We start from the raw sequence: 12,631 nt of genomic DNA, 5'->3' as shown, positions 1-12,631 counted from the left end.
CAGTCGAGGAGCCGCCGTCATGGCCTTGTTACAGCTGGAGCGCATCAGCGCACAGTACCCCGGCGCGGTCGAGCCGGTGCTGGCGGACATTTCCCTCAGCCTCGGCCCCCAGCAACTGCTGGTGGCCCTCGGACCTTCGGGGAGTGGCAAGACCTCGCTGTTGAACCTGATCGCCGGCTTCGTCGAACCGAGTGCCGGGCGCATCACCCTCGACGGCGTGCCCGTCAAAGGCCCGAGTGCCGAGCGTGGCGTGGTGTTCCAGGATGACGCCCTGTTGCCCTGGCAGGATGTCCTGGCCAATGTCGGCTTCGGTCTGGAGTTGGCGGGTGTGCCCCGGCCGCAGCGCGAAATCCGCGCCCGGGAGATGCTCGCCCTGGTGGACCTGGCCGGTTTCGACAAGCGTCGGATCTGGCAACTTTCCGGTGGTCAGAAACAGCGTGTCGGGCTGGCCCGCGCCCTGGCGGCAGACCCTCGGGTGTTGTTGATGGACGAGCCGTTCGGCGCCCTCGACGCCTTTACCCGCGAACAGATGCAGGAGCTGTTGCTGCAAGTCTGGCGCCGCACCGCCAAGCCGGTGTTCCTGATTACCCACGATATAGAAGAAGCGGTTTTTCTCGCCACCGACCTGATTCTGCTGGCACCCAATCCGGGGCAGGTCGTCGAACGCCTGAGCCTGGATTTCGGTCAGCGCTACAGCGCCGGTGAATCGGCCCGGGCGATCAAGTCCGACCCGCGTTTTATCGAAACCCGCGAGCACGTGCTGGCCCGTGTGTTCTCCCAACGCAGCGCCGCCCAGCGGCAGGAGTTCGTATGAGCAGCTATGAATTGCCGGTGACGCTGGCGAGCAAACCGCAAGTCGTGCCGGTGCGCCGCAGCCTGAGCACGCGCTGGATCAGCGTGCTGACCCTGTTGACCTTGGTCCTGCTCTGGTGGGCAGTGACCGCTGCCGGCCTCATCGAACCGTTGTTTCTGCCGCCGCCGGGCGCGGTGCTGGAAAAAGGCTGGTTGCTGGCGACCAAGGGCTACATGGACTCGACCCTCTGGCAGCACCTGGGCGCGAGCCTGGGACGTATCGGCCTGGGTCTCGGCTTTGCGGTGTTGACCGCGATTCCCGTGGGCATCGCCATCGGCCATAACCGCATCGCCCGGGGCATTTTCGATCCGCTGATCGAGTTCTACCGACCCATTCCGCCGCTGGCCTATCTGCCCCTGATCGTGATCTGGTGCGGGATCGGCGAGTTGTCGAAAGTGCTGCTGATCTACCTGGCGATTTTCGCCCCGATCGCCATCTCCACCGCCACCGGTGTACGCACCGTCGACCCGGCCAAGCTGCGGGCCGCGCAATCCCTGGGGGCCACCCGTGCCCAGTTGATTCGCCATGTGATCCTGCCCAGCGCCTTGCCGGACATTCTCACCGGTGTGCGCATCGGCCTCGGTGTCGGCTGGTCGACCCTGGTGGCCGCCGAACTGATCGCCGCCACCAGCGGCTTGGGGTTCATGGTGCAGTCGGCCGCGCAGTTCCTGGTGACCGATGTGGTGGTGCTGGGGATCCTGGTGATCGCCTTCATCGCCTTTGCCATGGAGATGGGCCTGCGCGCCCTGCAACGCAAGCTGGTGCCGTGGCACGGCCAGGCCCACTGACAGACCGCAGTCTATTGACCACGCCGACAGCCCGGCGCGTATTTGAAGAGATCGATCATGAGCCTGACCATTACTCCTCTGAGCGCCGCCCTGGGCGCGCAGATCGACGGCGTTACCTTGAACCGGCCGTTGACCGTCGAACATCGCGACGCCATCCAGCAGGCCCTGCTCAAGTATCAGGTGCTGTTCTTCCGTAACCAACCGTTGAACCCGGTGCAGCAGGCGACCTTTGCGGCGTATTTCGGCGACCTGCATATTCATCCGATCTACCCGAACGTGCCGGAGCAGCCCGAAGTGCTGATCCTCGACACGGCGGTGACCGACGTACGCGACAACGCGGTCTGGCACACCGACGTGACCTTCCTGCCGACCCCGGCGCTGGGGGCGGTGCTCAGCGCCAAGCAGCTGCCGGCGTTTGGTGGCGACACCCTGTGGGCCAGTGGCATCGCGGCGTTCGAGGCCTTGTCGGCGCCGTTGCGGCAACTGCTGGAGGGGCTGACGGCGACGCACAACTTCATCAAGTCGTTTCCCGTCGAGCGTTTCGGCAATACGCCCGAGGACCTGGCGCGCTGGGAGGAGACCCGCAGGAAGAACCCGCCGCTGTCGCATCCGGTGATCCGCACGCACCCGGTGAGCGGGCGCAAGGCGTTGTTCGTCAACGAGGGTTTCACCACCCGGATCAACGAGCTGGAGGAGGCCGAGAGCGAGGCGATTCTCAAGTTGCTGTTCGCCCATGCGACGCGTCCGGAGTTCACCATTCGCTGGCGCTGGCAGGAGAATGACGTGGCATTCTGGGACAACCGCGTGACCCAGCATTACGCGGTGGACGATTACCGGCCGAATCGGCGGGTGATGCACCGGGCGACCATTCTCGGTGATGCGCCGTTCTGACCCTGTGGCTCAGAGCGGGTGTTCGCGCCTCGGCAGATACGGCGGCAAATACAGCCCCAGGTACGCATCGAACACCCGCATCCCCTCTTCGGCCATGCGCGGCGTGATCTGGTCGTGCAACTGCACCGAGCGTGCATAGACCCGATCCCCCAACTCCATCGCCAGGGCGAATACATCGACTTCCGCGGGTAGCGTCGGCAATTCGAAATGCCGGATAAACAGCTTGTGCATCAGGTCGCCGAGCTCGATGTCGTGCTGGCGGTCAGCCTGGGTCACTTCGGTCAGGCCGTGCTGCGCAAGGATCAACTGACGCGCCGCCGCATCCTCCTCGTAGATATTCAGCATCCGCTGCTCTACCAGGCGTGACAGGTCGCGCCAACTGGTGAGGGCCTGATGGTCGATGGGCGCCTGCAGGGTGGCGCGGAAGGCCGCGTGGACGTCGTTGGTCAGGGCTTCGAGCAGGGCCGGGACGCTGGCGAAGAAGTGATAGACCGAGGACGGTGGGATCTCGGCCCGTTCCGCCACGCTGTAGATCGACAGACTGGCCACGCCTTCGGCGGCAAGCAAGGTGCGCGCGGCGTCGAGGATCGAATCGATCCGGGCCTGGCTGCGTGCGCGGGGTTTGCGAGCGGTGGCGGGGCGGGTCATGGGGTTCTCCGAGAGGGGCTGCGGGGATTGTACGCGAGGTTCTACAGCGTCTGTGAGGACGCCATCGCCGGCAACGTTTGCGTCGTACCGAATGTTGCGCTCACCGCCGACCCTGTAGGAGCCGGCTTGCTGGCGATCCGCCAACAGGCGGGCACAAAAAACGCCGCGGGCCCAAGGCCGGCGGCGTTCTTTTTTATCACGGCAACCGCTTACACGGTATGCAGGTACCAGTTGTACTCGAGGTCGGAGATGGAGTGTTCGAACTCCTCCAGCTCGCTCTCTTTACAGGCGACGAAGATATCGATGTATTTCGGATCGATGTACTTGGCCATGATCTCGCTGTCGTCCAACTCGCGCAGGGCATCACGCAGGTTGTTCGGCAGGCTCTGCTCGTTCTGCTCGTAGCTGTTGCCTTCCACCGGAGCGCCCGGCTCGACCTTGTTGGTCAGGCCGTGGTGAATACCGGCCAGGACCGAAGCCATCAACAGATACGGGTTGGCATCGGCACCGGCGACCCGGTGCTCGATACGTACGGCGTCGGACGAACCGGTCGGTACGCGAATCGCCACCGTGCGGTTGTCCAGGCCCCAGCACGGCGAGTTCGGCACGTAGAACTGTGCGCCGAAACGACGGTAGGAGTTGACGTTCGGGCAGAGGAAGGCCATCTGCGCCGGTAGGGTCTCGAGCACACCGCCGATCGCGTGACGCAGCGCGGCGTTCTGCTCGGGATCCTCACTGGCAAAGATGTTCTTGCCTTCCTTGTCGAGAATCGAGATATGGACGTGCAGCCCGTTGCCCGCCTGGCCCGGGTAAGGCTTGGCCATGAAGGTGGTGTCCATCTCATGGTCGTAGGCGATGTTCTTGATCAGGCGCTTGAGCAGTACCGCGTAGTCGCAGGCCTTGATCGGGTCGGCAACGTGGTGCAGGTTCACTTCGAACTGCGCCGGGGCACTTTCCTTGACGATGGCGTCGGCCGGGATGCCTTGCTCTTTCGCACCTTCCAGGATGTCCTGGAGGCAGTCGACGTATTCGTCGAGGTCGTCGATCAGGTAGACCTGTGTCGAGTGCGGGCGTTTGCCGGAGATCGGCGAGCGGGGCGGTTGTGGGCGACCGTTCACGTTCTCCTGGTCGATCAGGTAGAACTCCAGCTCGAACGCGGCGCAGATGGTCAGGCCGAGTTCATCGAACTTGCTCACGACTTGCCGCAGCACTTCGCGAGGGTCGGCGAAGAAAGGTTCGCCTTCGAGTTCGTGCATGGTCATCAGCAACTGCGCGGTCGGGCGCTTTTGCCAAGGTTCATTGCACAGGGTGTCGGGGATCGGATAACAGATTCGGTCAGCATCACCGATGTCCAGACCCAGGCCGGTGCTTTCCACCGTCGAGCCGTTGATATCCAGGGCAAATAGAGAGGCAGGCAGGTTGATGCCTTTCTCGTAAACCTTGTGGAGGCTGGTGCGTTCGATGCGCTTGCCGCGCACCACACCATTCATATCCGCAATTAGAAGGTCTACGTACAGAACCTCAGGATGATCCTTAAGGAACGCGTTCGCTTCGTTAAGCTGAACGGCACGCGGGGGTACCGACATGATGCAACACCTTTGTTGTTAAAAATATCAATCATTGATCTTTTCTGGTTTCAGTCAACCCGAACGGCATGCCGAAGTCAAGCGAGGCCTTTTTTGCCCTGAAAAAGCGCCCAGGTGGCTTTTTTGCGGCCTTTTGGGGCAATTTTTTGGGCGGAGGGCTCTCCCGCACCGCGGGCTTGAGCGGGCCGTGTTGTATTTTTTACGGGGGTGTTGTGTAAAAAAATGAACAAGGCTAAGCTCGATTGAAACCCATAACAGCAATAATACCGGGGTGCTTCATGTCTCGCCTGCCGTTAATCGGCGTCACCGCATGCTCTAAACAGATCGGTTTGCATGCTTATCACATCAGTGGTGACAAGTACGTCCGTGCCGTCGCCGTCGCCGCCCAAGGGCTGCCGCTGATCCTTCCGTCCCTGGCTGAACTGCTTGAGCCGTCCGATATTCTCGACGGCCTGGATGGACTCCTGTTTACCGGCTCTCCGTCCAACGTCGAACCGCATCTGTACGGCGGTCCGGCCAGCGCGCCGGGCACTGCTCATGATTCTGCACGCGACCGCACCACCCTCCCGCTGATCCGTGCCGCCGTCGCTGCGGGCATTCCCGTGCTCGGGATCTGCCGGGGCTTCCAGGAAATGAACGTGGCCTTCGGTGGCAGCCTGCATCAAAAGGTTCATGAGGTTGGAACCTTCATGGATCATCGTGAAGACGAGTCCCAGCCACTGGACGTACAGTACGGTCCGGCCCATGCCATGCAGGTTCAACCCGGCGGCGTACTGGCGGGTCTCGGGCTGCCGACGGAATTCCAGGTCAACTCGATTCACAGCCAGGGCGTTGACCGCCTGGCGCCGGGGTTGCGCGTCGAAGCCACGGCGCCGGACGGCCTGATCGAGGCGGTCTCGGTGATCGAAGGCAAGGCTTTTGCTCTAGGGGTGCAATGGCACCCGGAATGGCAGGTCACGAGCAACCCGGTCTACCTGGCGATTTTCCAGGCTTTCGGCGATGCCTGTCGAAAGCGGGTTTTACAGCGCCAAGACGATACGTCCAGGAACGCCTGACCGATAATAGACGTCAGGAACCCCAACCCAGAGGCACTTATGAGTAACAACCTCGACCAGCTCACCGATTGGTTGAAAGACCACAAGATCACAGAAGTCGAATGCATGATTGCCGACCTTACCGGCATCACCCGGGGCAAGATCTCGCCGACCAACAAGTTCATCGCCGAAAAAGGCATGCGTCTGCCTGAGAGCGTGCTGCTGCAGACGGTGACCGGCGACTACGTCGAAGACGACATCTATTACGAACTGCTCGACCCGGCCGACATCGACATGATCTGCCGCCCCGACAGCAATGCGGTGTATGTGGTGCCCTGGGCCATCGAGCCCACCGCCCAGGTGATCCACGACACCTACGACAAGCAGGGCAACCCCATCGAGCTGTCGCCGCGCAACGTGCTCAAGAAGGTCCTGGCACTCTATGCCGAAAAGGGCTGGCAGCCGATCGTGGCGCCGGAAATGGAGTTCTACCTGACCAAGCGTAGCGACGACCCGGACTACCCTTTGCAGCCGCCGGTCGGCCGTTCCGGTCGCCCGGAAACCGGTCGCCAGTCTTTCTCCATTGAAGCGGCCAACGAATTCGACCCGCTGTTCGAAGACGTCTACGACTGGTGCGAACTGCAGGAGCTGGACCTCGACACGCTGATCCACGAGGACGGCACGGCGCAGATGGAAATCAACTTCCGGCATGGCGACGCGTTGTCCCTGGCGGACCAGATCCTGGTGTTCAAGCGCACCATGCGTGAAGCGGCGCTCAAGCACGACGTGGCGGCGACCTTCATGGCCAAACCCATGACCGGCGAGCCGGGCAGCGCCATGCACCTGCACCAGAGCATCATCGACATCACCACCGGCAAGAACGTCTTCTCCAATGAAGACGGGAGCATGAGCCAGCTGTTCCTGCATCACATCGGCGGCCTGCAGAAGCTGATTCCCGAGCTGTTGCCGCTGTTCGCGCCAAACGTCAACTCGTTCCGCCGCTTCCTGCCGGACACCTCGGCCCCGGTGAACGTCGAATGGGGCGAAGAGAACCGCACCGTCGGCTTGCGGGTCCCGGATGCCGGCCCGCAGAACCGTCGTGTGGAAAACCGCCTGCCGGGCGCCGACGCCAACCCTTACCTGGCGATTGCTGCAAGCCTGCTGTGTGGCTACATCGGTATGGTCGAGGGCCTCAACCCGAGCGCGCCGGTGGTCGGTCGCGGTTATGAACGCCGCAACCTGCGCCTGCCGCTGACCATCGAAGACGCCCTGGAGCGGATGGAAAACAGCAAGACCATCGAGAAATACCTGGGCAAGAAATTCATCACAGGCTACGTCGCGGTCAAGCGGGCCGAGCATGAAAACTTCAAGCGCGTCATCAGTTCGTGGGAGCGGGAATTCCTGCTCTTCGCCGTCTGATGCGTCGGGCGCGGTAGATAAAGACCGCGCCCTTACTGGAATCTAGGAGATCCGTATGACCAGCAACAACCCGCAAACCCGTGAGTGGCAAGCCCTCAGCAGTGATCACCACCTGGCCCCTTTCAGCGACTTCAAGCAGCTGAAAGAGAAAGGCCCGCGCATCATCACCCACGCCAAGGGCGTTTACCTCTGGGACAGCGAGGGCCATCAGATCCTCGACGGCATGGCCGGCCTCTGGTGCGTGGCCATCGGCTACGGTCGCGATGAGCTGGCCGACGCCGCCAGCAAGCAAATGCGCGAGCTGCCTTATTACAACCTGTTCTTCCAGACCGCCCACCCGCCGGTGCTGGAACTGGCCAAGGCCATCTCCGAGATCGCGCCTGAAGGCATGAACCACGTGTTCTTCACCGGTTCCGGCTCCGAAGGCAACGACACCATGCTGCGTATGGTCCGCCACTATTGGGCGATCAAGGGCCAGCCGAACAAGAAAGTCATCATCAGCCGCAAGAACGGCTATCACGGTTCCACCGTGGCCGGCGCGAGCCTGGGTGGCATGACCTATATGCATGAGCAGGGCGATTTGCCGATCCCGGGCATCGTCCATATCCCGCAGCCTTACTGGTTCGCCGAAGGCGGCGACATGAGCGCGGAAGAGTTCGGGGTCTGGGCCGCCAACCAGCTGGAAGAAAAGATCCTCGAACTGGGCGTTGATAATGTCGGCGCCTTTATCGCCGAACCGATCCAGGGCGCGGGCGGGGTGATCGTGCCGCCGGACAGCTACTGGCCGCGGATCAAGGAAATCCTCGCCAAGTACGACATCCTCTTCGTCGCCGACGAGGTGATCTGTGGTTTCGGTCGCACCGGTGAGTGGTTCGGCAGCGACTTCTACGGCCTCAAGCCGGACATGATGACCATCGCCAAGGGCCTGACCTCCGGCTATATCCCCATGGGTGGCCTGATCGTGCGTGACGAAGTGGTCGCGGTGCTCAACGAAGGCGGCGATTTCAACCACGGTTTCACCTATTCCGGCCACCCGGTGGCCGCCGCCGTAGCCCTGGAAAACATCCGTATCCTGCGCGAAGAAAAAATTATCGAGCGCGTCCAGAGCGAAACGGCACCCTATTTGCAGAAACGTCTGCGGGAACTGAACGATCACCCGTTGGTGGGTGAAGTTCGCGGTGTGGGCCTGTTGGGCGCCATCGAACTGGTCAAGGACAAGGCCACCCGTGCGCGGTATGAAGGTAAAGGCGTCGGCATGATCTGCCGACAGTTCTGCTTCGATAATGGACTGATCATGCGTGCCGTCGGCGACACCATGATCATCGCGCCGCCACTGGTGATCAGCAAAACCGAGATCGACGAGTTGGTGGCAAAGGCACGCAAGTGCCTGGATCTGACCCTGAGTGCGTTACAGGGCTAAGTGCTAGGCTCTGACCCGGAAGTACGGTGTAGGTGCTTTCGCTCAGAGCAATCAGAAAGGGTGGTCTTTCCTTGAAAGGCTGCCTTGGATCTTGCCAGACTACCCCCACTGTTTCGAGTTGCCCTGGAATCGGCCGCCGAACAGCGGGTTAAAAAGAATAATTGGAGCATGACGCATGAAGGCATTAGGTAAGAACGTAGCCGGCAAAACTCTCCTCGCCCTGTCGTTGGCGGGTGTGATGGCCGGTGCCGCTCACGCGGACGACAAGGTGCTGCACGTTTACAACTGGTCCGACTACATCGCACCGGACACCGTTGCCAACTTTGAAAAAGAGTCTGGCATCAAGGTGGTTTACGACGTCTTCGACAGTAACGAAACCCTGGAAGCCAAGTTGCTGGCCGGCAAGTCCGGTTACGATATCGTTGTGCCATCCAACAACTTCCTGGCCAAGCAGATCAAGGCCGGTGTCTACCAGGAACTGGACAAGTCGAAACTGTCCAACTACGGCAACCTGAACCAGTCGCTGCTCAAGGCCGTCTCGGTCAGCGACCCGGGCAACAAACACGCCTTCCCGTACATGTGGGGCTCGATCGGCATCGGCTACAACCCGGAGAAGGTCAAGGCCGCGCTGGGCGTGGACAAGATCGATTCCTGGGACGCGGTGCTCAAGCCCGAGAACCTGGCCAAGCTGAAGAGCTGCGGCGTGAGCTTCCTCGATTCGCCGACCGAAATGCTGCCGGTGGCCCTGCACTACCTGGGTCTGCCGACCGACACGCAGAAGAAGGAAGACCTGAAGAAAGCCGAAGACCTGTTCCTCAAACTGCGTCCGTCGATTGCCTACTTCCACTCGTCCAAGTACATCTCCGACCTGGCCAACGGCAACATCTGCGTCGCCATCGGTTACTCGGGTGATGTCCAGCAGGCCAAGTCCCGCGCCGCCGAAGCCGGTGACAAGGTCAAAGTCGCCTACAGCATTCCGAAAGAAGGGGCTGGCAGCTTCTACGACATGGTGTCGATCCCTAAAGATGCGGAAAACACCGAAGCGGCCTACAAGTTCATGAACTACCTGCTCAAGCCGGAAGTCATGGCGGCGATCACCGACAGCGTGCGTTTCCCTAACGGTAACGAGAAGGCGACCGCGTTGGTGGATAAGAGCATCACCAGCGACCCGGGCATCTATCCGCCAGCGGATGTGCAGGCCAAGCTGTATGCCATTGCCGATTTGCCAGCGGCAACCCAGCGCGAAATGACCCGCAGCTGGACCAAGATCAAATCGGGTAAATAAGCCGATTTGAGACAACTCCCGGGAGCTGCGCAGCCTTTGGCGGCTCCCGCGGATTGAATGTCATGTGAATTGAATCACCGGAAAACTTTGCTGGATCGGTTTATCGAGGGTAAGTTGCGCGCCGGTTTTGTTAATGGGCTATTTATCCGCCTCGTGGCTTAACAGCCTCGTAGCACGGCAACTCGGGCCCAACTATTTAGAGGACCTCCACGTGTCTGTTTCTTTATTTCGCAAAGCCATGCTGGCGGGCGCAGGCCTGACCTTGGCGGTCAGTGTGCAAGCGGCGCCGACCGTGCATATTTATAACTGGTCGGATTATATCGGGCAGACCACCCTGGCTGATTTCCAGAAGGCCACCGGCATTGTGCCGGTCTATGACGTGTTCGATTCCAATGAAACCCTGGAAGGCAAGTTGCTGGCCGGGCACACCGGCTACGACGTGGTCGTGCCGTCCAACCATTTCCTCGGCAAGCAGATCAAGGCGGGCGCGTTCCAGAAGCTCGACAAGGCGCAGTTGCCGAACTACGTGAACCTCGACCCGGCGTTGATGAAGCGTCTGGAAAAGAACGACCCGGGCAACCAGTACGCCGTGCCTTATCTGTGGGGCACCAACGGTATCGGTTACAACGTCGAGAAGGTCAAGGCAGCGTTGGGCGTCGACAAGATCGACTCCTGGGCGGTGCTGTTCGAGCCGGAGAACCTGAAGAAACTCTCCAGCTGCGGCGTGGCGTTCCTCGACTCCGCTGATGAAATGCTGCCGGCGGTGCTCAACTACATGGGACTGAGCCCCAACAGCACCAATGAAAAAGACTACAAGCTGGCCGAAGAGAAGCTGCTGAAGGTTCGTCCTTACGTCACCTATTTCAACTCGTCCAAATACATTTCCGACCTGGCCAACGGCGAAATCTGCGTGGCGGCCGGGTTCTCCGGCGATATCTTCCAAGCGAAGAAACGCGCTGAAGAAGCCAAGAAAGGCGTGAACATCGCCTATGTGATTCCCAAGGAAGGCGGCAACCTCTGGTTCGACATGCTGGCGATTCCCAAGGACGCCGGCAACGTCAAGGAGGCCCACGCCTTTATCAATTATCTGCTGCAACCTGAAGCGATTGCCCAGGTCAGTGATTATGTCGGTTATGCCAACCCGAACCCAAAGGCTGGCGCTCTGATGGATCAGTCCGTGCGTACCGATGAAGCGGTTTACCCACCGCAGGCAGTTGTGGACAAACTGTATGTCAATGCTGAGCTACCCCCGAAGATCCAACGTTTGATGACCCGCAGCTGGACCAAGGTCAAGTCGGGCAAGTAATGCCCGTGGGTCGAACCATCCAAAGCCGGGTCACCCAGGCTCGGCGGCTAAATCTTGTTGGGAGTTTTACAAATGGCAGTTGCCTCCGGCGCCTATAAGAAAGCCCTCGAGGGCGACCAGACACCTAAACAGGTGCTGGTCAAAATCGACAGGGTCACGAAGAAGTTCGATGAGACGATTGCCGTGGACGATGTGTCCCTGGAAATCAAGAAGGGCGAGATCTTCGCCCTGCTCGGCGGATCGGGTTCGGGTAAGTCCACCTTGCTGCGCATGCTGGCCGGCTTCGAGCGCCCGACCGAGGGTCGGATTTACCTCGACGGTGTCGACATCACCGACCTGCCGCCCTATGAGCGGCCGATCAACATGATGTTCCAGTCCTACGCCTTGTTCCCACACATGACCGTGGCGCAGAACATCGCTTTCGGCCTGCAACAGGACAAGATCCCCAAGGCCGAGATCGACGCCCGGGTGGCCGAGATGCTCAAGCTGGTACAGATGAGCCAGTACGCCAAGCGCAAGCCGCACCAGCTCTCCGGCGGCCAGCGCCAGCGCGTGGCCCTGGCCCGCTCCCTGGCCAAGCGGCCGAAGCTGTTGTTGCTCGACGAGCCCATGGGTGCTCTGGACAAGAAGCTGCGCTCGCAAATGCAGCTTGAGCTTGTCGAGATCATCGAGCGCGTCGGCGTGACCTGCGTCATGGTGACCCACGACCAGGAAGAGGCCATGACCATGGCCGAACGCATCGCCATCATGCACCTGGGCTGGATCGCCCAGATCGGCAGCCCGATTGACATCTACGAGACCCCGACCAGCCGCCTGGTCTGCGAGTTTATCGGCAACGTCAACATCTTCGAAGGCGAAGTAGTGGATGACGCCGAAGGTTACGCGCGGATCTCCAGCCCGGAGCTGGAGCGCGATATCTACGTCGGCCACGGTGTCAGCACTTCGGTTCAGGACAAGCGTGTCACCTACGCCATTCGCCCGGAAAAACTGCTGGTGACGCCGGTGCCACCGACCAGCGAGTACAACTGGTCGCGGGGCAAGGTCCACGACATCGCCTACCTGGGCGGCCACTCGGTGTTCTACGTTGAGCTGCCGTGCGGCAAGCTGGTGCAGTCGTTCGTCGCCAACGCCGAGCGCCAGGGCCAGCGTCCGACCTGGGGCGATGAAGTCTATGTCTGGTGGGAAGACGATAGCGGCGTGGTACTGCGCTCATGAAACTCAAATCCCTGGTGCGACGAATAACACCCAGTGGCCGCCATGCGGTCATCGGGATTCCGTTCCTCTGGCTGTTCCTGTTCTTCATGCTGCCGTTCTTCATCGTCCTGAAGATCAGCTTCGCCGAAGCGGACGTGGCGATTCCGCCGTACACGCAGATCTACAGCTTCGTCGAACAGAAACTGC

At 60.9% G+C, this 12,631-nt stretch carries 11 protein-coding genes and 1 pseudogene; 10 read left to right on the top strand and 2 right to left on the bottom strand.

The window, feature by feature from the left end; all coding sequences use genetic code 11:
* The first annotated feature begins 19 nt into the window (after positions 1-19).
* Genes tauB through tauD form a run of 3 tightly spaced genes read left to right on the top strand, consistent with a single transcriptional unit; the run spans position 20 to position 2,532 of the window.
* On the top strand, positions 20-814 hold the full coding sequence (tauB, locus tag CWE01_RS21645) for a taurine ABC transporter ATP-binding subunit (protein ID WP_100942587.1): 795 nt from the start codon (positions 20-22) through the stop codon (positions 812-814).
* Positions 811-1,641 (top strand): taurine ABC transporter permease TauC, encoded by an 831-nt coding sequence (gene tauC / locus CWE01_RS21640; protein WP_100942586.1) that lies wholly within the window; start codon positions 811-813, stop codon positions 1,639-1,641. The genes tauB and tauC overlap by 4 nt, the downstream gene beginning before the upstream one ends.
* Before the next feature lie 57 nt (positions 1,642-1,698).
* Positions 1,699-2,532, top strand: a complete 834-nt coding sequence (gene tauD / locus CWE01_RS21635; protein ID WP_100942585.1) for a taurine dioxygenase — start codon at positions 1,699-1,701, stop codon at positions 2,530-2,532.
* A gap of 9 nt (positions 2,533-2,541) precedes the next feature.
* Here the strand turns inward: tauD and CWE01_RS21630 are convergent, their stop codons facing one another.
* Together CWE01_RS21630 and CWE01_RS21625 are read right to left on the bottom strand one after the other, a co-directional pair.
* Positions 2,542-3,180 (bottom strand): TetR/AcrR family transcriptional regulator, encoded by a 639-nt coding sequence (locus CWE01_RS21630; RefSeq protein WP_100942584.1) that lies wholly within the window; start codon positions 3,178-3,180, stop codon positions 2,542-2,544.
* A 209-nt stretch (positions 3,181-3,389) separates the two neighbouring features.
* Positions 3,390-4,766 carry a glutamine synthetase family protein gene (locus tag CWE01_RS21625; protein ID WP_100942583.1) on the bottom strand — a complete coding sequence of 459 codons (1,377 nt, stop codon included), beginning with the start codon at positions 4,764-4,766 and terminating at the stop codon, positions 3,390-3,392.
* Positions 4,767-5,044: 278 nt separating this feature from the next.
* On the opposite strand from CWE01_RS21625, the gene CWE01_RS21620 reads away from it, so the two are divergent.
* The 7 genes and pseudogenes from CWE01_RS21620 to CWE01_RS21590 all read left to right on the top strand — a co-directional run.
* On the top strand, positions 5,045-5,821 hold the full coding sequence (locus CWE01_RS21620) for a gamma-glutamyl-gamma-aminobutyrate hydrolase family protein (protein WP_100942582.1): 777 nt from the start codon (positions 5,045-5,047) through the stop codon (positions 5,819-5,821).
* Positions 5,822-5,860: 39 nt separating this feature from the next.
* A complete protein-coding gene (locus CWE01_RS21615; RefSeq protein WP_100942581.1) occupies positions 5,861-7,219 on the top strand; it encodes a glutamine synthetase family protein in 1,359 nt (452 codons plus the stop codon).
* Between the two features lie 55 nt (positions 7,220-7,274).
* On the top strand, positions 7,275-8,639 hold the full coding sequence (locus tag CWE01_RS21610; protein ID WP_100942580.1) for an aspartate aminotransferase family protein: 1,365 nt from the start codon (positions 7,275-7,277) through the stop codon (positions 8,637-8,639).
* Between the two features lie 175 nt (positions 8,640-8,814).
* Entirely contained in the window at positions 8,815-9,924 is a 1,110-nt protein-coding gene (locus CWE01_RS21605) for a polyamine ABC transporter substrate-binding protein (protein ID WP_100942579.1), read from the top strand.
* Between the two features lie 211 nt (positions 9,925-10,135).
* A complete protein-coding gene (locus tag CWE01_RS21600) occupies positions 10,136-11,230 on the top strand; it encodes a polyamine ABC transporter substrate-binding protein (protein WP_100942578.1) in 1,095 nt (364 codons plus the stop codon).
* Between the two features lie 72 nt (positions 11,231-11,302).
* Positions 11,303-12,445 (top strand): ABC transporter ATP-binding protein, encoded by a 1,143-nt coding sequence (locus CWE01_RS21595; protein WP_100942577.1) that lies wholly within the window; start codon positions 11,303-11,305, stop codon positions 12,443-12,445.
* Positions 12,442-12,631 (top strand): annotated as a pseudogene (locus CWE01_RS21590) (putrescine ABC transporter permease PotH); the annotation flags it as partial. The gene CWE01_RS21595 and the pseudogene CWE01_RS21590, both read left to right, overlap by 4 nt.

This window comes from Pseudomonas sp. QS1027, from assembly GCF_002814235.1.
Lineage (GTDB): Bacteria > Pseudomonadota > Gammaproteobacteria > Pseudomonadales > Pseudomonadaceae > Aquipseudomonas.
The sequence above is the reverse complement of the archived record's forward strand: the minus strand, read 5'-3'. Positions and strand labels throughout refer to the sequence as shown.

Coding starts and splice junctions, on each gene's coding strand:
- CWE01_RS21620 (WP_100942582.1), top strand. CDS start 5,045: ATGTCTCGCCTGCCGTTAATCGGCGTCACCGCATGCTCTAAACAGATC.
- tauB (WP_100942587.1), top strand. CDS start 20: ATGGCCTTGTTACAGCTGGAGCGCATCAGCGCACAGTACCCCGGCGCG.
- CWE01_RS21605 (WP_100942579.1), top strand. CDS start 8,815: ATGAAGGCATTAGGTAAGAACGTAGCCGGCAAAACTCTCCTCGCCCTG.
- CWE01_RS21615 (WP_100942581.1), top strand. CDS start 5,861: ATGAGTAACAACCTCGACCAGCTCACCGATTGGTTGAAAGACCACAAG.
- CWE01_RS21630 (WP_100942584.1), bottom strand. CDS start 3,180: ATGACCCGCCCCGCCACCGCTCGCAAACCCCGCGCACGCAGCCAGGCC.
- CWE01_RS21595 (WP_100942577.1), top strand. CDS start 11,303: ATGGCAGTTGCCTCCGGCGCCTATAAGAAAGCCCTCGAGGGCGACCAG.
- tauD (WP_100942585.1), top strand. CDS start 1,699: ATGAGCCTGACCATTACTCCTCTGAGCGCCGCCCTGGGCGCGCAGATC.
- CWE01_RS21610 (WP_100942580.1), top strand. CDS start 7,275: ATGACCAGCAACAACCCGCAAACCCGTGAGTGGCAAGCCCTCAGCAGT.
- tauC (WP_100942586.1), top strand. CDS start 811: ATGAGCAGCTATGAATTGCCGGTGACGCTGGCGAGCAAACCGCAAGTC.
- CWE01_RS21625 (WP_100942583.1), bottom strand. CDS start 4,766: ATGTCGGTACCCCCGCGTGCCGTTCAGCTTAACGAAGCGAACGCGTTC.